At 63.8% G+C, this 18,666-nt stretch carries 14 protein-coding genes and 1 pseudogene; 7 read left to right on the top strand and 8 right to left on the bottom strand.

All coding sequences use genetic code 11. The annotated features are described in order from the left end of the window. Nucleotides 1-72: 72 nt before the first annotated feature. Nucleotides 73-1,647 carry an NAD(P)/FAD-dependent oxidoreductase gene (locus tag FJ980_RS15895; RefSeq protein WP_140544261.1) on the bottom strand — a complete coding sequence of 525 codons (1,575 nt, stop codon included), beginning with the start codon at nt 1,645-1,647 and terminating at the stop codon, nt 73-75. Next, nucleotides 1,634-3,253: an NAD(P)/FAD-dependent oxidoreductase gene (locus FJ980_RS15900; RefSeq protein ID WP_140544263.1), complete on the bottom strand. Its 1,620-nt coding sequence runs from the start codon at nt 3,251-3,253 to the stop codon at nt 1,634-1,636. Before FJ980_RS15900 ends, FJ980_RS15895 begins: the two co-directional genes overlap by 14 nt. A gap of 251 nt (nt 3,254-3,504) precedes the next feature. Between FJ980_RS15900 and FJ980_RS15905 the strand changes: the two genes are divergently transcribed. From FJ980_RS15905 to FJ980_RS15925, 5 genes and pseudogenes are all read left to right on the top strand, one after another. After that, complete coding sequence (locus FJ980_RS15905; protein ID WP_140544265.1) at nt 3,505-4,299, top strand: methyltransferase domain-containing protein; 795 nt, start codon at nt 3,505-3,507, stop codon at nt 4,297-4,299. A gap of 6 nt (nt 4,300-4,305) precedes the next feature. Further along, nucleotides 4,306-4,992: a transcriptional regulator BetI gene (betI, locus tag FJ980_RS15910; protein WP_140544267.1), complete on the top strand. Its 687-nt coding sequence runs from the start codon at nt 4,306-4,308 to the stop codon at nt 4,990-4,992. Between the two features lie 80 nt (nt 4,993-5,072). Then, complete coding sequence (locus tag FJ980_RS15915; protein ID WP_140544269.1) at nt 5,073-6,155, top strand: ABC transporter substrate-binding protein; 1,083 nt, start codon at nt 5,073-5,075, stop codon at nt 6,153-6,155. Between the two features lie 137 nt (nt 6,156-6,292). Then, nucleotides 6,293-7,367: pseudogene (locus tag FJ980_RS15920) on the top strand (extracellular solute-binding protein). Next, a complete protein-coding gene (locus FJ980_RS15925) occupies nt 7,364-8,662 on the top strand; it encodes a flavin monoamine oxidase family protein (RefSeq protein ID WP_140544271.1) in 1,299 nt (432 codons plus the stop codon). Before FJ980_RS15920 ends, FJ980_RS15925 begins: the two are co-directional and overlap by 4 nt. On the opposite strand, the gene FJ980_RS15930 is transcribed toward FJ980_RS15925, so the two are convergent. Genes FJ980_RS15930 through FJ980_RS15940 form a run of 3 tightly spaced genes read right to left on the bottom strand, consistent with a single transcriptional unit; the run spans nt 8,626 to nt 11,472 of the window. Further along, nucleotides 8,626-9,699 (bottom strand): ABC transporter ATP-binding protein, encoded by a 1,074-nt coding sequence (locus tag FJ980_RS15930; RefSeq protein WP_140544311.1) that lies wholly within the window; start codon nt 9,697-9,699, stop codon nt 8,626-8,628. The genes FJ980_RS15925 and FJ980_RS15930 overlap by 37 nt on opposite strands. Nucleotides 9,700-9,736: 37 nt before the next feature. Then, the gene (locus FJ980_RS15935; protein ID WP_140544273.1) at nt 9,737-10,558 is read right to left on the bottom strand and encodes an ABC transporter permease; all 822 of its coding nucleotides are present in this window, start codon (nt 10,556-10,558) and stop codon (nt 9,737-9,739) included. Further along, on the bottom strand, nt 10,555-11,472 hold the full coding sequence (locus FJ980_RS15940; protein WP_140544275.1) for an ABC transporter permease: 918 nt from the start codon (nt 11,470-11,472) through the stop codon (nt 10,555-10,557). The genes FJ980_RS15935 and FJ980_RS15940 overlap by 4 nt, the downstream gene beginning before the upstream one ends. Before the next feature lie 290 nt (nt 11,473-11,762). Between FJ980_RS15940 and FJ980_RS15945 the strand changes: the two genes are divergently transcribed. Next, complete coding sequence (locus tag FJ980_RS15945; RefSeq protein WP_140544277.1) at nt 11,763-13,181, top strand: aminotransferase; 1,419 nt, start codon at nt 11,763-11,765, stop codon at nt 13,179-13,181. A gap of 44 nt (nt 13,182-13,225) precedes the next feature. Here FJ980_RS15945 and FJ980_RS15950 read toward each other — a convergent pair whose 3' ends face one another. After that, complete coding sequence (locus tag FJ980_RS15950) at nt 13,226-14,428, bottom strand: aromatic ring-hydroxylating dioxygenase subunit alpha (protein WP_140544279.1); 1,203 nt, start codon at nt 14,426-14,428, stop codon at nt 13,226-13,228. A gap of 476 nt (nt 14,429-14,904) precedes the next feature. Between FJ980_RS15950 and FJ980_RS15955 the strand changes: the two genes are divergently transcribed. Further along, on the top strand, nt 14,905-15,315 hold the full coding sequence (locus FJ980_RS15955) for a hypothetical protein (protein WP_140544281.1): 411 nt from the start codon (nt 14,905-14,907) through the stop codon (nt 15,313-15,315). Nucleotides 15,316-15,589: 274 nt separating this feature from the next. On the opposite strand, the gene FJ980_RS15960 is transcribed toward FJ980_RS15955, so the two are convergent. Together FJ980_RS15960 and FJ980_RS15965 are read right to left on the bottom strand one after the other, a co-directional pair. After that, nucleotides 15,590-17,692 carry a sensor histidine kinase gene (locus FJ980_RS15960; protein WP_181181222.1) on the bottom strand — a complete coding sequence of 701 codons (2,103 nt, stop codon included), beginning with the start codon at nt 17,690-17,692 and terminating at the stop codon, nt 15,590-15,592. A gap of 153 nt (nt 17,693-17,845) precedes the next feature. After that, on the bottom strand, nt 17,846-18,574 hold the full coding sequence (locus tag FJ980_RS15965; protein WP_246676432.1) for a response regulator transcription factor: 729 nt from the start codon (nt 18,572-18,574) through the stop codon (nt 17,846-17,848). Nucleotides 18,575-18,666 lie beyond the last annotated feature (92 nt).

Raw genomic sequence — 18,666 nt, forward strand, 5'->3', positions numbered from 1 at the left:
AGAGGGGGAGATGCCCGGCAGGGCAGAGGGGGGCGCCGTAGAGCGCTGCGTTTGTGAACTGCGAATTCATCCTCACCCCCTCATCGCGATGATGCGGTGCGCGGCGTTGAGGCCGGGCGCGCCGGAGATGCCGCCGCCCGGATGCGAGCCGGCGCCGGCAAGGAACAGCCCTTCGAGCGGCGTGTCGTAGCCCGACCAGCCGGAGACCGGCCGTGACATCAGCATCTGGTCGGCCTGCAACTCGCCGTGGTGCCAGTGGCCGCCAGGCATGCGGTAGCGCGCCTCGATGTCGGCGGGCGTCAAAAGCTCGGCGTGGCGGACCGTTGCGCCGATGCCGGGCGCATAGGTCTCGAGCTGCGCCATGATCGCCTTGAGGAAGCGCGCCTTGCCGGCGGCCCAGCCCTCTCTCAACGCATAAGGCGCGTATTGCACCAGGGCCGAAAGCACGCAGGCGCCTGATGGGGCGAGCGATGGGTCGGCCAGGCTGGGCAGCGTGACCTCCATCACCGGCTCGGGCGAGAACTCGCCGTATTTCGACGGATTGAAGGCGCGCTCGACATGGTCGGGCGAAGGCGCGACGACGAGGCGGCCCTTGTGGCCGGCGGCGTCGACGCCCGAAAATTGCGGCGGCCGGTCCAGCGCCAGATGCAGCTTCGCCGCATCGCCCTTCATGCGGATGTTCTTCACCTTGCGCACGAAGCCGGTGTCAACCTCGCGCGGGCCGACAAGATCGAGGATCGTCGTCGCCGGGTTGATCGCGGAGACGACGATCTTGGCCTGCAGCGTTTCGCCGCCCTGCGTGACGACGCCGACGGCGCGGCCCTTCTCGACGATCACCTTGGCGACCGGCGAAGCCGGGCGGATCGAAACGCCCGCCTTTTCCGCCGCCGCGCGGATGGCAGCGACGACAGCGCCCATGCCGCCTTTCGGCTGGACTTGCGCACCGGCAAGGCCGCCTATCTCGCCGGAAAGCCTGTAGTAGAGGCCGAGCAGCGAAGTCGGCGAGCGCGGCCCAAGATGTGAGCCGAGCGTCGCGTCGAAGGCAAGCAGGCCCTTCAGCCGGTCGTCCGACAGCTGCTCGTCGAGCAGATCGTAGACATTCATCAGAAGCACGCGCAGGAAGTCGCGCATGTCTTCCTTGCCGAGCCGCTTCAGCGCCAGCGCGGTCTGACCGAGCCCGGTCATCTCGCCGAGCGACATGCCGCCAAGATCAGGCGGTCGGCGCGACAGGAAAGGCTTCAGCACGCCGGCATAGCGCAGCAATTGCGCGCGCAAATCATTCCAGGCGGACTGTTCCGAAGCGCTGGCGCCCGTCAGCACCTCGCCATAGGCGCCGTGCAGCACCAGCGGACCGTCTCTCGACAGCGCAACCGACGGCACGAAGTCGCCGCGCTCTACCGTCAGTCCGTGGCGTTCCAGCTCCAGCGTCTTCACCACATCGGGATGCAGTCGATTGAGCAGATGCGCGACCGCGGAAACGCGAAAGCCCGGCGCGAACTCCTCGGTGCGCGCGGCGCCGCCGACCTCGTTGCCGGCCTCGAGCAGCAGCACCTTGCGGCCGGATTTGGCCAGCGTTGCGGCGGCGACGAGGCCATTATGGCCGCCGCCGATGACGATGGCGTCCCAGTTCAAATCAGATGACGTCATGGGCAGGGCTCATATGCAGGGTTGGCTTGGCAAGATCGCGCAGGATCTCGGCGGCGGCATTGCGCCCGGGCGCGCCCATGACGCCGCCGCCCGGATGGGTGGAAGAGCCGCACATATAGAGCCCACTGAGCGGCGAGCGGTATTGCGCGTAGCCCGGCACCGGGCGGTTGAAGAGCAGCTGGTCGAAGGTGAGCTCGCCCTGAAAAATATTGCCTTCGGTGAGGCCGACCTCGGCCTCGATCTCACGCGGCGTTCGCACTTCCATATGGACGATGCGGTCGCGGAAGCCGGGCGAATAGTCGGCGATCTGCGCAATCACGCTTTCGGCGAAGCCGTCGCGGTCGGCATCGGTCCAGTCCGCCCCCCTTATCTTCGGCGGCGCGTATTGGACGAAGCAGCTCATGAAATGCTTGCCCGGCGGTGCCATGGTCGGGTCGAGCGTGGTCGGGATCATCATGTCGAGGAAGGGGTCGGCCGACCAGCGTCCGGCCTTCCAGTCGTCATAGGCGCGCTCCATGCGCTCGATGGAATCTGTGAAATGCATGTCGGCGCGGTAGACCGGCGAATCCTTCGGCAGAGCCGGGAACTCAGGCAGGGAATCGAGCGCGATGTTGACCTTGCCGGAGGAGCCGCGGATCTTGAAATTGCGGACGCGGCGCAGGAAGATGTCGGGCAGCTCCTTTTCCTCGACCAGCTTCAGGAAGGTGCGCTTGACGTCGGCATTGGAGATCACGAGCTTGCCGTAAATCTCCTCGCCGCCGGCAAGCACGACGCCCTTTGCCCTGCCGTTCTTCACCAGCACGTGGTCAACCTCGGCGCCGGTGCGGATGGTGCCGCCCGAGGCCTTGAAGGAAGCGGCCAGCGCCCTGGTGACGGCACCCATGCCGCCGCGCGCATAGCCCCAGGCGCCGACCGAGCCGTCGACCTCGCCCATATAGTGGTGGAGGAGCACATAGGCCGTGCCCGGCGACATCGGGCCGAGCGCCGTGCCGATGATGCCGGACAGCGCGAAGTTCGCCTTGATGACGTCGGTCTCGAAATATTCGTCGAGGAAGTCCGAGATCGACATCGTCCAGAAGCGCAAGGTCAACGCCATCTCCTCGGCCGAGAGGCCGGCGAATTTCCTGCCGAGATAAAGCAGCTCGCCAAGGTCGCGCGGCCTGAAGCTCGTCGGGTCGGGCGCGGTGCGCATCAAGAGCGGCTGGATGAAGCGGCACTGCCTCGTGACGTCGCGCGAATAGCGGTCATAGGCCTCGGCGTCGCGCTTCGAAAAGCGGGCGAACTCGCGGCGATGCGCGTCATGATCGCGGTAGTTGGCGAGGTAGTCGCCGTCGCGCGTGAACACCGCGCCGCCTTCATAGGAGATCACCTGCAGGCCGAAGCGCGGCAGCTCCAGGTCGCGCATGATCTCGGGCCGGAACAGCGAGCAGACATAGGAACAGTTGGAATAGAGGAAGCCCGGCGTCAGCTCGCGGCTGGTGGCCGCGCCGCCGACCCAATCGTTCTTCTCGACCACCAGTACGTCCAGCCCGGCGCGCTGCAGATAGCAGGCGTTGACCAGCCCGTTATGGCCGCCGCCAATGACGATCGCGTCCCATGCCTTCATGCGCGCCGAACCTCCAGCCGGCTGCCCTATCTGCTTGTTTCTCCGCAATTCCGGAAAACCGCGTCACGCTTTTCCTGGAATTGCTCGGTGCGTCTTGTTCCCGATTGCCCGAATTTGGCACGGATCACAGTTTTTTGTCCAGCCATATTGAATGAATGTTCAACAAATGGTGTTGCGTTTTCCCATTGATGCGCTAGGCTTTGCCTTGATTTCTGGATTGATCCGCATCGGCATTTGAGGTTGAGGATCCGATGATCGAAACGGCTGACGCCGAGCCGGAATATGACGACACCGCCATCCGCTTCCTCGAAGCGCTGTGGGGCGAAGGCTACCTTTCGCCGGGTGGCCCGGAGGAGGTCGACCGCGTGGTCGAAGGCCTCTCCCTCAAGGGCAAGACGATCCTCGATATCGGCTGCGGCGCCGGCGGCATCACGCTGCATCTGGTGGCAACGCACGGCGCGGCTCGGGCCACCGGCTTCGATGTCGAGAAGCCGGTGATCGAGACTGCGAGGCGAGGGGCGATCAGACAGGACCTCGAGGATCGTGTCAGCTTCGTCCAGGCGCCGCCGGGACCGCTGCCTTTCACGGACGCTTCCTTCGACGTCGTTTTCTCCAAGGACGCGCTGCTGCATGTGCCGGGCAAGGACGCGCTGTTCGCCGATATCTTTCGCGTGCTGAAGCCTGGCGGGGTGTTTACGGCGTCGAACTGGATGATTTCGCATGACGGCGAGCCGTCGCCTCAGATGAAGGCCTATGTCGCGGCCGAAGGGCTCTCCTTCGCCATGGCCTCGCCGGCGCGCTATGCCGAAGCGATGCGGTGCGCCGGCTTTACCGACATCACCATCCGCGACCGCAATCCGTGGTACCGCGAGGTCGCGCGCGAAGAGCTTTCGCGGCTCAAGGGGCCGCTCTATGCGCAGGCCGCGGCAGCGGTCGGCGCGGCCTATGTCGACAAGAACATCAAGACCTGGGAGGCGATGCAGAAGGTGCTTGACAGTGGCGAGCACCGCCCCACTCATCTGCGCGGTTGGAAGCCGGTCGGATAGCCGGCAATGCTGGAGATCGTCACACCCATGAAGACTGCAGAGGCGAGCGATGCTCTCCCCGAAACGGCGCGGAAAGGCGACGCCGAAAAGCGTGGCCGCAAGGCCTCGAAAGAGGTCCGGCGACTGCAGCTGATCGAGGCGACGATCGATTCCCTGGCCAAGCGCGGCTATGCCGAAACGACGATGGCTGACGTGGCCGACGGCGCGGGCCTGTCGCGCGGCATCGTCAACTTCCATTTCGAGAGCAAGGAAAAGCTGCTGATCGCCACGCTGCAGCACATGTATGACGAATATTCGGCGCATTGGCGCACTTCCCTGCAGAAGGCGGGCGACGATCCGGCGAGACAGCTGCAGCATCTGGTATGGGCCGATTTCGACCGCTCGATCTGCAACAAGCGCAAGCTTGCCGCGTGGCTTGCCTTCTGGGGCGAGGCCAAGTCGCGGCCGACCTACCAGGCGCTGAGCAGCTCGCGCGACGCCTATTACCAGCAGGTCTTCATCGATCTCTGCGCGACGCTCAAACAGAGCGGCAACTACACCTATGACCCGCAGGTCATCGCGCTCGCGCTCAGCGCCATGCTCGAGGGCTTGTGGCTGCGGCTGATGATGGGGACCGAGGACACCACGCGAGAGACCGCATTGCAGGCGGCGAATGCGTTCTTGGCCGCCGCCTTCCCGAAACACTTTGGCTAAGCAAAAGATGGGGCTAGCAAAGACCGGGGACAGCAACAGCCGGCCAACAAGACCGGCAAACCAAAAGAGGATGGAACAGCATGAAGAAACTCAGCCGACGCCTGACATTGACCCTGGCGCTTGGGAGCGCGCTCGCCGCTTCGGCGGCGGCGTTCGCGGTCGCCGCCGACAAGGATCTGATCGTCTTCGACTGGTCCGGCTATGAGGATCCGAGCTTCCACGGCAAGTATGTCGAGAAGAACGGCGATTCGCCGACCTTCGCCTTCTTCGGCGACGAGGACGAGGCGTTCGAAAAAATCCGCTCCGGCTTCAAGTCCGATCTCGGTCACCCGTGCTCGCAGAGCGTGGTGAAGTGGCGCGAGGCGGGACTGCTGCAGCCGCTCGACACGTCCAAGATCGCAGGCTGGAAGGATCTCAACCCCGGCATCATGACGATGAAGGACCTTGCCACGACGTCCGACGGCAAGGCCTGGTTCATGCCGTGGGACTGGGGCAATACCCAACTCACCTACAATTCCGACAAGATCGCCGAAAAGGACGTGCAGTCGCTGAAGGCGTTCGCCGATCCGAAATACAAGGGCAGGGTTTCGATCGGCGACAATGTCGACGACGCCTACGCGCTGGCCAGCCTCGCCATCGGGCTGAAGGACTGGACCAAGATGACGGACGACCAGTTCCGCCAAGCATCCGACTTCCTGCGCCAGGTGCACAAGAATGTCCGCTCCTACTGGACCGACACCACCGACATCGTGCAGCTGCTTTCCGGCGGCGAGGTCGACCTCGCCTGGGCCTGGAACGATGCGACCGTGCAGTCGGTCAAGGCTGGCGTGCCGATCAAATCCAAGAAGGATACCGACGAAGGCATCTCGACCTGGGTCTGCGGCTATGTGCTGTTCAAGGACGCGCCCGGCAACGTCGACAAGGCCTATGACTATCTCAACGCCGTCAACGATCCCGATGTCGTCAAGACGCTGGTCAAGGACTGGGGCTACGGCCAGGCCAATGCCAAGGGCATGGCCGGCGTCGATCCTGCGGTCCTGAAGGAAAAAGGCTATGACGACGTGGAAAAATGGGTGAACAAGACCCTGTTCCAGCAGCCGCTGCCTTCGGAGCTCAAGCTCAAGATGATCGCCGAATTCGAGAAGATCAAAGCCGGCTATTGAGTGCTGTGGAAACGACCGACCGCTCTTGATTGAAACGGCGTAGCGCCGGCGGCTGGAGCCCGACCAGGCGGGCTCGCCAAAACCGGGGAATTCTCTTAACCTCCCCCATACATTCGCGATGGGGGAGTTCTCGCGCCATGACATCCGTGCTTCGCCGCCTCGCCTTGGCCGCCGTCGTCACCACCGGCGCGGGCTCCGCCTATGCGCTTGCCGAAGGCGGCGGCGATCTCGTGGTCTTCGACTGGTCCGGTTACGAGGACCCGCTGCTGCATCCGGCCTATACCGCCAAACACGGCGCCGAGCCGACCTTCTCCTTCTTCGGTGATGAGGACGAGGCCTTCGAAAAGATGCGCGCCGGCTTCAAGGCCGATATCGCGCATCCCTGCTCGCAAAGCGTGGTGAAATGGCGCGAGGCCGGTCTGCTGCAGCCGCTCGACACCTCGAAGATCGCCGGCTGGAAGGATCTCAATCCGGGCATCATGGCGATGAAGGATCTCGCCACCACCGCCGACGGCAAGGCCTGGTTCATGCCTTTCGACTGGGGCAACACCTCGCTGCTCTATCGCACCGACAAGGTGACGGCGGACGAGGCGCAGTCGCTGAAGATCTTCGCCGATCCGAAATTCAAGGGCCGCGTCACCATCGGCGACAATGTCGATGACGCCTATGCGCTGGCGAGCCTGGTCATCGGGCTCAAGGACTGGACCAAGATGACCGACGAGCAGTTCAGACAGGCTTCCGCCTTCCTGCGCGACGTGCACAAGAATGTCCGCTTCTACTGGACGGACGACACCGACCTCAACCAGGCCTTCACCGGCAACGAAGTCGATCTGGTCTGGGGCTGGAACGAGACCTATGTGACATTGAAAGGTCAGGGCCTGCCGATCGCCATGAACCGCGACACCAAGGAAGGCATCTCGACCTGGGTGTGCGGCTATGTCCTGCTCAAGGATGCGCCGGGCAAGCTCGACCAGGCCTAATTTTCTGAGCGCCGTCAACGCGCCGGACGTTTCGGAGTATATGGTGAAGACCTTCGGCTACGGTCACGGCAACAGCGCGGGCATGGCGGCGATGGACCAGAAGCTGCTCACCGAACGCGGCTTCGACAACCTCGACAAGTTCCTCGACAGGACGCTGTTCCAGCAGCCGGTGGCGCCGGACCTCAAGCAGCGCATGGTGGCCGAGTTCGAGAAGATCAAGGCCGGCTATTGAGCAGCGTCATCGAAAGGACCGACATCGTCATCGTCGGCGCCGGCTTCACCGGTCTGTCCGCCGCGCTCGAATTGAAGCGCGCCGGCATCGATTTCCTTGTGCTCGAGGCGCGCGACCGCGTCGGCGGCAGGGTAGAGGCCGTCCGCAATGGGCTCGGCGAACTGGTCGACAGCGGCGGCCAGTTCTTGTGCGTGGACATGCCCGAAGTGATGGCGCTGGCGAGGGCCCACGGCAAGACCTTCGTCGAGACCTATGTCGAGGGCGAATTCATCACCTATCCGTCGATGACGCCGGCGGGGGCGGAGCGGACCTATCATGTCGCGAGGGCAATCCGCGAGCGCATGAACGGGATCGAGCCGGACGATCCGTCGATCGCCGGGTTGACCGTGGCGACCTGGCTCGAGCGCCAGGCAGACACGGCCGACGCCAAGGCAGCTTTTCGTTCGATGATCGAGGGCCTGTGGTGTCTGCCGCTGGACAAGGTGCCGTTGTGGTACCTGATCGACAATGATCGCCGCATCACCAACGAAGTGTTCGAGCTGCAGTATTTCCTGCGCGAGACGATGCAGTCGCTGGCCGATGATCTGGCAGCAGATCTCGGCGACCGCCTGCGGCTGGGCGAAGCCGCGGCGCGGATCGAGCGCGGGCGGCAAGGCATTCGCGTCGTCTCGACCGGCGGCGTTGTCGAGGCGGGCGCGGCGCTGGTCGCCTTGCCGCCGGCGACGGCCGCGAAGCTCGATTTCGCGCCGTCTTTGCCGGGTGAGCTGGCGAGCGCGCTCGGCGTCTGGGAAAGCGGCGCGGTGATCAAGATCCTGGTGCGTTACGCAAAACCTTTTTGGCGCGAGCGCACCTTGAGCGGCATGGTCATGTGGCGCGACCAGCCGGGGCTGTTTGCCTGCGACGCCAGCACGGATGCCGACCATGCCGCGCTTGCCGTCTTCGTCGGCGGGCCGCTGGCGCTGCGCTGGCACCCGCTCGGCGAGACGACGTTGCGTGCGGAAATCATCGCGAGGCTTGTCCAGGCGCTCGGCCTGCGGGCCGCCGACGTCGTCGATTTCAGCTCGCGCGACTGGACGCATGACCGCTGGAGCGGCGGCGCCTATAGCGACCTCATCGTCGACGTCACCGCGCGGCATGCCGAGCGCGTGATCCTTGCCGGCGCGCCGCCGGTCTATTTCGCCGCTTCGGAAGTGTCGCCGTCTTTCCCGGGCTATGTCGAAGGCGCGATCGTGGCGGGGCGCATCGCTGCTGCAAAGATTCAGTCCGCCATCGCCACCAGCGCCTCGGGGTCGTAGGCGAGGCGGATCGGCGCGCCGACCGGAATGTCGTCGGCGCCGAAATCATTGGTCTCGGTCACCGAAAGCGGCTTTTCCAGTCCGGGGATCTCGACGATCAGATGGGTGATCTCGCCGAAATAGTGGCGTTCGACCACTTTGCCGGCGACCTCGAATTTTGCCGTTGCGTTGTCCCACAAAACACGCAGCCGCTCGGGCCGGATGCCAAGCGTGGCCGCGCCGCCATTGCGCACGAAAGCCCTTGGCTTGTCGGTCCTGACGCGGCCGAAGCCCAGCGTGTCGAGCACCAGCGAAGCGCCGTTTTCCTCGACGATCTCGGCCTTGACGAAATTCATGCCGCCGAGGAAGTCGGCCACCTGGCGGTTGACCGGGCGCTGGTAGATTTCCTTCGGAGATGCGACCTGCGCGATCTTGCCGCCGAACATCACCGCGATGCGGTCCGACATCGCCAGGGCCTCGTACTGGTCGTGCGTCACCAGCACGAAGGTGATGCCGACCGCCTGCTGCAGACGGCGCAGTTCGACCTGCATCTGCTCGCGCAGCTTCTTGTCCAGCGCCGAAAGCGGCTCATCAAGCAGCAGCACCTTGGGCCGCATGACCAGCGCCCGCGCTAAAGCCACACGCTGGCGCTGGCCGCCGGAGAGCTCGGTGGCGCGGCGCTTGCCGAGGCCGGTCAGCGAGACCTGTGCCAGCGCTTCCCCGACGCGGCGCTTCTCCTCGCCGGCGTCGAGCTTCAGCCGCTTCAGCCCATAGGCGACATTCTGCTCGACATTGAGATGCGGGAAGATCGCATAGCTCTGGAAGACCATGTTGGTCGGCCGGCGGTTGGCGGGAATGCCGTCCATCGGCTGGCCGTCGACGACGATCGAGCCGCTGGTCGGTGTGTCGAAGCCGGCGATCATGCGCAACAGCGTAGTCTTGCCGCAGCCGGAAGGCCCGAGCAGCGAGAAGAACTCGCCCTCCCTGATCGCCAGCGAGGCGTTGTCCAGCGCCTTGAACGATCCGTAGCTGCGGGTAACGTCGCGGATCTCGATCATGGTGCGATCGGTTTGGGTGCGCTCGGACTGGACCCGCTCAAGCATAGAGGCCTCCGTCGTTCTGGGTGCGTCTCGCCGCGCGGCGGCGCAGGATTTCGGCAATCGTCATCAACAGGAAGGACGCGAAGAGCAGCAAGGTGCCGAGCGCCAGCACGCCGGGAAGCTTGGCCGCAAACCGCAACTGGCCCCAGATGTAGATCGGCAGCGTCGCCTCGGTGCCGGTGAGGAAGAAGGCGATGATGAATTCGTCCAGCGAGATGGTGAAGCAGACGAGCAGGCTGGAGATGATCGCCGGCGCGACCATCGGCAACGTCACGCGCCGGAAAGTGCCGAACGCGCTCTCGCCGAGATCGGCGGAAGCTTCTTCCAGGCTGCGATCGAAACCCTCGAAGCCGGAGGTCAGCACGGTCATCGAATAGGGAATGCAGACCAGCACATGGCCAAGCACCACGGTGAACAGCGACAGGCTCAAGCCCAGCTGCAGCATGACCAGCAGCATCGAGATGGCGACGATCACCTCCGGCAGCACCAGCGGCGCCATGATCAGCCCATTGATGGCGCGGCGGCCCGGGTAACGGTAGCGGGTGATCGAGCGGGCCGCGAGGATGCCCAGCACCGTCGACAGGATCGAGGCGGAGACGCCCACGATCAGGCTGTTCCAGGTAGCGTCGATCAGCGCCGGCGTGCGCGGCAGGTCCTCGTACCAGTGCAGGGTGACGCCCAAGAGCGGGAATTTCGGCGTCGCCGCCGTGTTGATCGAGAAGATCGGCAGGAAGATCACCGGCAGGTAAAGAAACAGCAGATAGAGGACGGCATAGCTCGACAGCCAGCCGGGCAGGAAACGTCTTATCGCCGTCATCGTGCCAGCCTCTGCAGGGCGCGGAAGACCAGCACAGTGGCTCCGGCCATCAACGAGACGATGATCATCGTGGTGACGGAAAGTGCTGCACCCAGCGGCCAGTTCGACGCCTTGCCGAACTGCGCCTGGATGGCGTTGGCGATCATGACGCCGTCCTTGCCGCCGACGAGCTTCGGCGTGACGTAGTCGCCGACGGTCGGGATCATGACGATCAGCGCCGCCGAGATGACGCCGGGCGCCGACAGCGGCAGGGTGACGCGCAGGAAGGAGCGCAGCGGCCCGTCACCGAGATCGGTCGCCGCTTCGACCAGGGTCCGGTCGACCTTCTCCAGCGACACGAAGATCGGCAGGATCGCGAAGGTCGCCCAGGCATGGGTCAGCGTGATGATGACGGCGGTGGAATTGTAGAGCAGCGCCGTCGACGGCTCGTCAATGATGCCGAGGCCCATAAGGCCGGAGTTGAGCACGCCGTTATAGCCGAGGATCACCTTCCACGACATCACGCGCAGCAGGTAGCTGGTCCAGAACGGGATGGTGATGAGGAACAGCCACAGGCTCTTGTGGCGGCCGCCATGGAAGGAAATAAAATAAGCGATCGGATAGGCCAGAGCCACGGTGAGCAGGCTGACGGTCAGCGAGATGTAGAGCGAGCGCCAGAGCAGGTCGCGGTAGATCGGCTCGGTCAGCGCGATCCGGTAATTCTCCAGCGTGAACGTGTGGTCGATGGTGAGGTAGTTCTGGGTCCAGAAGGAATGGGCGATGACGACCAGGATCGGCAGGACGAGGAGAATGAGAGCATAGACGAAGGTGGGACTGATCAGGGCAAAGCCCTGGACGGCTTCCGACTGCAGAAGGGGACTTCGTCTCGATCCCGCCATGCGTAACGGGGGCGACCCTTCCGCGGCAACCGTCATTGCAACGCTCCGGGCGTGATTTCGGTAGCTGGCTCGGACTGTCCCGCCATGCGCCTTCCCATTCGTAGCGCCGGCTGCCTGTTCCCGAATTATGCTTGGAGCGCGATCGCTCCCTGGCTTGCCGGCTTTCTTTCATCATGAGCGCATCCGCCGATTGAAATCAAGCGCTATTTCTGCGATATTGATTGAACGGATATTCAAAATGAAGTGATGAAAAGCCGAATTTCCATGGTTTTCCATATCGTTGATATCCGACGAAAATCTGACAACCCTGGCGGTGCGAGGCGAAAATGGCGGCTCAAAGCAAGATCAAGGCAAGCGAACTCATCGATGCCGGCGATGACGGCGCGGTCGAGCTCGCCAAGCGCCATCTCTTGCAGCCCTGGCCCTATGCCGGCTCGGTCGGCAACGAGGCGCGCGCGCTGATCGGCGAGGGCCACGGCATCTACATCACCGACGCTTCCGGCAAGCGCCTCATCGACGGCCCGGCCGGCATGTGGTGCATCAATGTCGGCCATCGCCGCGAGGAGCTGGCCAAGGTGATGTACGACCAGGCGATGGCGCTCTCCTATAACACGCCTTGGTATACAATGAACGCACCCTCGGCCGAGCTTGCCCGGCGCATCGCAGATGCGGCGCCCGGTGATCTCAGCCACACCTTCTTCACCACCGGCGGCTCTTCGGCGGTGGAGACGGCGCTGCGCTTCATGCAGTTCTACAACAATGTGCGCGGACGGCCGGAGAAGAAGCTGATCCTCAGCCGTGGCGGCGCCTATCACGGCTCGACCTATCTGTCGGCCTCGCTCAACGGCCGGCCGCGTGACCGCGACTGGATGGACGGCGCCGACGATCTGGTGGTCAAATTGTCCTCGCCCGACCCGTTCCGGCGGCCGAAGGAGATGAGCATCGCCGCCTTCGCCGATTTCCTGGTCGACCAGTTCCGCGACACCGTCGCGCGCGTCGGCGCGGAGCGCATCGGCGCCTTTGTCGGCGAACCGGTGCAGGCTTCCGGAGGCGTCATCGTGCCGCCGGACGGGTACCTGAAGCGTATCCGCGAGATCTGCCGCGAGAATGACATCCTCTATGTCTCGGACGAGGTGGTGACCGGCTTCGGACGGCTCGGCCATGTCTTTGCCTCAGGCGACGTGTTCGGCATCGACCCCGACATGATCACCTTCGCCAAGGGCGTCACGTCGGGCTATTTCCCGCTCGGCGGCGTCATCATCTCCGAGCGCCTGCTCGAAGAGTTGCGCCGTTCCAACCATCCCGATGCGCTGTTCGGCCATGGGCTCACCTACACCAGCCATCCGATCGGCTGCGCGGTCGCGCTGAAGAATCTCGATCTGCTGGAAGAGGGCGTGCTCGCCCACACGCGCGAAATCGCGCCCTATTTCCAGGCACGACTGAAGACGCTGGAAGAGCTGCCGCTGGTCGGCGAGGTGCGCGGCTTGGGGCTGATGGCTTGCGTCGAATGCGTCACCGACCGCGAGAGCAAGGATCCGCTGCAGCTCGACAAGAATGTAGGCAAACGCATCGATGCGCATTGCCACGAGCTAGGGCTTCTGGTGCGGCCGCTGATCAACATGTGCGTGATGTCGCCGCCGCTGATCATCAGCCGCGAGCAGATCGACGACATGGTGGCGATCCTGCGCGAAGGCATTTCACGGACCATGGATGATTTGAGGAAGGAAGCGGTCTGGCGGGGATGATTAGCTCTTCCTCCTCCCCGTGGAACGGGGAGAAGGAAAGGGAGCTACCCCCTCGACCGCAGCGCGTCGTTCAATCCCCATATGTCCTTTTCCTCGGGCGCCGTCTCCAGGTTCAGAACCGGGATCTGCCTGCGCAAATGGTCGTGGTGGGTGCGCACGCCGTATTCGAGGTCGGAGAGGTAAAAACCCTCGAAGGCTTCCGACAGCATGGATTCGTTCGACCACACCGAGAGCTGCACGTCCTCGCTCATCGTGTCGCGGTCGATGCGATAGGCGAGGTAGCGGGCCGCCGCCTGTTGGCGCGTCTCGTTCTTGTAGCGGTAGATGGCGCCGCGCAGCAGCGTCTCGCCGGTCGACAGCGGGAACTCCTGATAGAACTGGACGGATTCCGGCATGATCGACAGCGCGTTGTTGGGGAAGATGCCGTAATAGATCCAAGCCTTGCGCAGATGTTCCGGCAGATGCGTGGCCTCAGGCCCGAGCTTGATGTACTCGCGAACGCTCCAGCGCCGTCCGGCTTGCGGATTATAGGTGGCGAAGGATCGCGACACGCCGTTGATGAAGGGCTCGTCGAAATAGGTCGCGCCATAGAGGTCCTGCAACGCAGGGTGCGCCATGGCGACGTGGTAGCCTTCATTGTCGACGTCGCGCACCGACTTCCAGTTGACGGGCGATTTCTGGGTCCAGATGCCCCAGGACGGGACCATGTCGGCGACATTGTAATGCGCCATCTCGGCCTCGATCGGCTTCAGCAGCTCGGCCACCGAAGGCTGCGGGCCGCCCTTGCGGAAGCGGATGAAAATGAAGCCCATCCAGATTTCGAGGTCGAGCGGCATCAGGCCGAACTCGGTCTTGTCGAGCTCGGGAAAGGAGCGCGGACGGGCAGCACCGCGCAGCGTGCCGTCGAGATTGTAGACCCAGCCATGGAATGGGCACACCAGGGCGTTCTTGCAGGTGCCCTTGCTGTCGGCGACGACGCGGCTGCCGCGGTGGCGGCACATGTTGTTGAAGGCGCGCACGACGCCGTCCTTGCCGCGCACGATCAGGGCGCGCTCGCCGACGACATCCATGGTCAGATAGTCGCCCGGTTTAGGCACGTCGGAAACATGGCCGGCGATCTGCCAGTGGTTGCGGAAGACATATTCCTTCTCGAGCTCGAGAAGGGCGTTGGAATGGTAGCTCCACCCCGGCAAACCCCGCCGGTCCCAATCGTTGGGGATCGCCACGTCACGGAGGTGCGGGTTCATGGATATGCTCTGCTTTTTGTTGAATACTCATTCAATATAAGCATATTTTTCATTGAAATGCAATGGCTTGTGGAAATGGGAAAATTCCATGGCGGCGAATCCGGCCCCGCCCGAGTTGGAAAAATCCCGGAAAATCCGGGTCTTAATCGAGGAAGCGGAACGGCAATTCAGAAGGCGGATACCCGTCTCGGAGAAGGCGTGTTTCGACGGTCACGGGCGTGCGTAGACAGCGGCGGAGCGCTCGATTCAGGCGTTGCTGTGTGAGGCTGTTTACAGTCGGGCCGGCGCGGCAGGCGCATATCTGCGCTGACCATTTCGATGGCTGCTCAAATGGTTGCCTCGGATTGGGAAGGCTGGCGCGTCCGGCATCTGTTTCAATCCTGTTACACAGGCAATCATCGCCGACCATCCGGCAGTTACCTGGTGCGATTATGTTCGTTTCATAGCAAAAAGAAAGATAACGAAGGGAACAACCGATGTTTGCGAAAGTTCGCGCCGCCGATGCCAATCGCCGCCTGGCCGCCCCGGAACGCAATGACCGCCGGCCGAAGCTTGCGCTGCGGCAGCGCGCCAGCGACCATCCGATGGCGATGTTCATGCTGATCGGCGCCTGCGCCTTTGTCGCCATGTTGGCCGCGCCTGCCTCAGGGCCGGCTTTCGCCTCGATCAATCCGCCGGCCAATGTCGTCGAGGGCGCGCAGACCACGCTCAAGACCGCCCGCCTGCCGGAATCCACGATCGACTTTGCCTGCAAGGGTCAGAACTGGGGCGCCGAGAGCCTTGAGTGCCTGCGCGCCATCGCCGAGCAGTCCGGCCAGCACAGGGAGCGCGCGGTGCGCATGATCGCCAACGCCGCGCCGCTCACCAACACGCCGAACGTTTTTTAAGACCTCCCCTGAGCGCGCCCTCCTGCGCTCCAGTCAGGCTCCCGCCGTGGAAATCGGTTGGGAGCCTCTTTTTTCGGCTCCGTCGATTTTCAGGTGAGGCTGGTCTGCAAATGGCGACTTCGTGCGCTTCCGGTACTCACGTACTTAAAGTACGTTCCGTTCCGGTTCTCGGAAGTCACCATTTTCGACTCAGCCTGACCTGAATCTCGACGAAGCCGGCGACGGCGAGTTTAGGTTTAGATTCCGCCTACCTGGTGGTCCCAGGCTAACCTGCTCAGATGTGGGCGCCGTTGTCGGCGGCGGCTTCGTCGGCAATGGTCGAGAGGATGCCGCGGACGTCGAGCGTCGAGAATGGCTTTTCCAGGATGTGCGGGCGCTGCTGCGGCGGCAGCGCTTCGATTTCCGCCTTGGCGCCGATCAGATCGCCGGTGACCAGTACGAAGCGCTGCGCCAGCGCGGGCCGCTGAGAAAGCAGTTCGCGGTAGATCGCAATGCCGCTGATGCCCGGCATGCGCAGATCGGAAAAGACGATGTCCGGCGGTATATAACCGTTCAACACGTCAGCCGCCGATGTCCAGCTTGCCACGACGCGCGACTTCACGCCCATCAGTTCGAGTATGTCGGACAACGAGCCGGCGACGTCCGGCTCGTCGTCGATCACCAGCGCATGGCGCAGCCCGCTCGAACGCGCCGGACCTTCGCCGGGCGCGGCGCTGCCGCCCGCGATCGCCGGCAGCTGCACGACGAAGCGCGCACCTTGCGGCTCGACCTCCTCGAACCAGATATTGCCTTTGTGACGCTCGACGATCGATTTCGAGATCGACAGGCCGATGCCGGTGCCGACGCCGACCGGCTTGGTGGTGAAATAGGATTCGAAGATGCGCGAGCGGATCGCCGCGGGGATGCCCGGGCCGTTGTCCTCGACGGAGAAGCCCGGATTGCCGTGCTCGTTGCGGAACGTCCGCACCTTGATGCGCCGCTCGCCGGCGATGCCGGCAAGCGCATGCTGGCTGTTGATGAGGAAGTTCGCAGCGACCTGCGTGACGTGGTCGGCGTCGGCCATGGCAAGCAGCGGCCCGCCGGCGAAATCGGTGTCGATGATGATGCCGCTGGAGCGCGCGCCATAGGCGGTGACTTCGAGCGCCGAGCGCACCACCTGGTTGAGATCGGTCTCGGCCTGCTCGGTCGGGTGCAGGCGCACCATCGACAGGAAGCTCTTGACGATGCGGCCGCAACGCTCGGCGGCGGCGCGCACCTTCTCGGCGCGGACCTTGGTCTGCGGATCGCCGGCGAATTCGTGCAGCAGCGTCGACTGCGCCACAACCACCGCAAGCGGGTTGTTGAGCTCATGCGAGACGCCGGCAAGCAGCGAGCCCATCGCCGCCATCTTCTCGTTCTGGTGCAGCTTCTCGCGCTGACGGTTGATCTCTTCCTCGGCCTGCAGCTTTTCGCGCAGGTCGCGGATCGAGCCGAAGATCAGGCGGCGGTCGGCAACGCGCATCTCGGTCGCCGTCAGCTCGATCGGGAAAATCTCGCCGGCAGCGTTCTGCGTGACGGTCTCCAGCCGCTGGCCGACCATCGGCGCGCCGCGGCCGGCCATGTATTCGGCGCCGGAGGCATAGCCTTTGCGGTAGTATAGCGGAACGATAGTATCGAGCAGGTCCTTGCCAAGGATTGCGCTGCGCTGAAAGCCGAACATCTTCTCGGCCGCCGGATTGAATTCGATGATCGAACCCGTCTCGTCGATGACGATGATGGCGTCCAGCGAGGCCTGCAGCATGGTGCGGCGGATCACTTCACTGGCATGCGCCTCCGACGGCGAGCGCTCGATGGCGTCGCCGATCGCCAAAGCGATGATGTGCAGCGTCGCTTCTTCCTCATCCGTCCATTCGCGCTCAGCGATGCAGTCATTGATGGCCAGCGTGCCCCAAAGGTGGCCATGCGCGAACACGGAGACAGACAGGAACGACTTGATGTTCTGCTTCTCGAAATCGGCCCGCAGGAAACCCTCGAGGTCGCGCGTGTGGCCGGAGAAAATCTTGCCTTGCCGCTCGTCTTCCTGCAACTGCTCCAGCAGCGAGTCCGAGTTGATGATCGACTGCATGATCACCGTGGGCGAGGCCAGCTCGCCGCCGAAGTCAGGGTCGATCCAATAGGCGGCGACGGACTGGGCGAAGCCTTCGCCCGGCAATTCACGCAGGCGGAAGAGAATGCCGCGCTGGCAATCCATCTTGCGGCACATCGTTCCCAGTATGTCGTCCATCTCGCGCTGCCAGTCGCCTGCCTCGCGCAGGCGGCGCACGACATGGACAGCCGCCATCGCGGCGCCGCCCGGACGCGAGCCATGCATATCGGGGCGTGCTGCATCGGCAGTCATGGTCATCCAAGGCCCGGACGTCGGTCGTTCAGAGCGTCCCTCCGTTCCACGGAAACGGCGAACCGCTCTACTGCTTTGTTTTGACGCAATTCCGGACGGAAGGCTACGGCCAAGGCGCCGAGCCTAGCCGTTTCACGCCATTCCCGGAATGCTCTAGTTGGTGTCGCCGCTCGGCAGCGAGAAGATATAGCCTTCGCCGCGCACCGTGCGCAGGAATTTCGGATTGGCGGGATCGGCCTCGATCTTCTTTCGCAACCGCATGATGCGGATGTCGACCGCGCGTGAGGATTCCGGATCCTCCACGAAGCCGATCGCTTCCGAAATCGCTGCTCGCGTCAGAAGCCGGTTGGCGCGGGTGAGAAAAACCTCGAGCACGTCGAACTCGCTTTTGGCCATCTCGATGACCGCGCCATTGGCGCCGATGACCAGACGGCCGTCGAAATCGGCCTGAAAGCCGCCGAAATTCACGAAGCGGCGATTGCTGGTTTCGGCCTTCGCCGGCTGCAGCTCGGCCGGCTGCGGCACGCGGCGCAGCACACTGCGCACCCGCGCCAGCACCTCGCGCAATTCGTACGGCTTGACGATATAATCGTCGGCGCCGAGCTCCAGCCCGACGATGCGGTCGAGCGCGGTGCCGGCGGCCGTGGCGTAGATGACGCCGATCTGCGTTTTCGAGCGCAGCCAGCGGCCGAGCGACAGCCCGTCCTCGCCAGGCATTGCGATGTCGAGGATGGCGAGGTGGAAAGACTGCGCCTCGAACAGCGCGCGCGCGGCGGCCGCATTCTCGGCCGTCACGACGTCATAGCCGCTGGCGCCGAGATATTCGGCCACAGCCTCCCTCAGATCCGGTTCGTCCTCGACGACGATGATGCGTGCCTTCACGACGCGCTCGCTCCCGCTTTCAGCGGAAAGTAGATTGGGTATAAACATGATGTCCAGCACTCATCTCGAGTTGTCTGTGGCGGGGTGAAGAA

This window comes from Mesorhizobium sp. B1-1-5, assembly GCF_006443065.1.
In the GTDB taxonomy this organism is placed as follows: domain Bacteria; phylum Pseudomonadota; class Alphaproteobacteria; order Rhizobiales; family Rhizobiaceae; genus Mesorhizobium.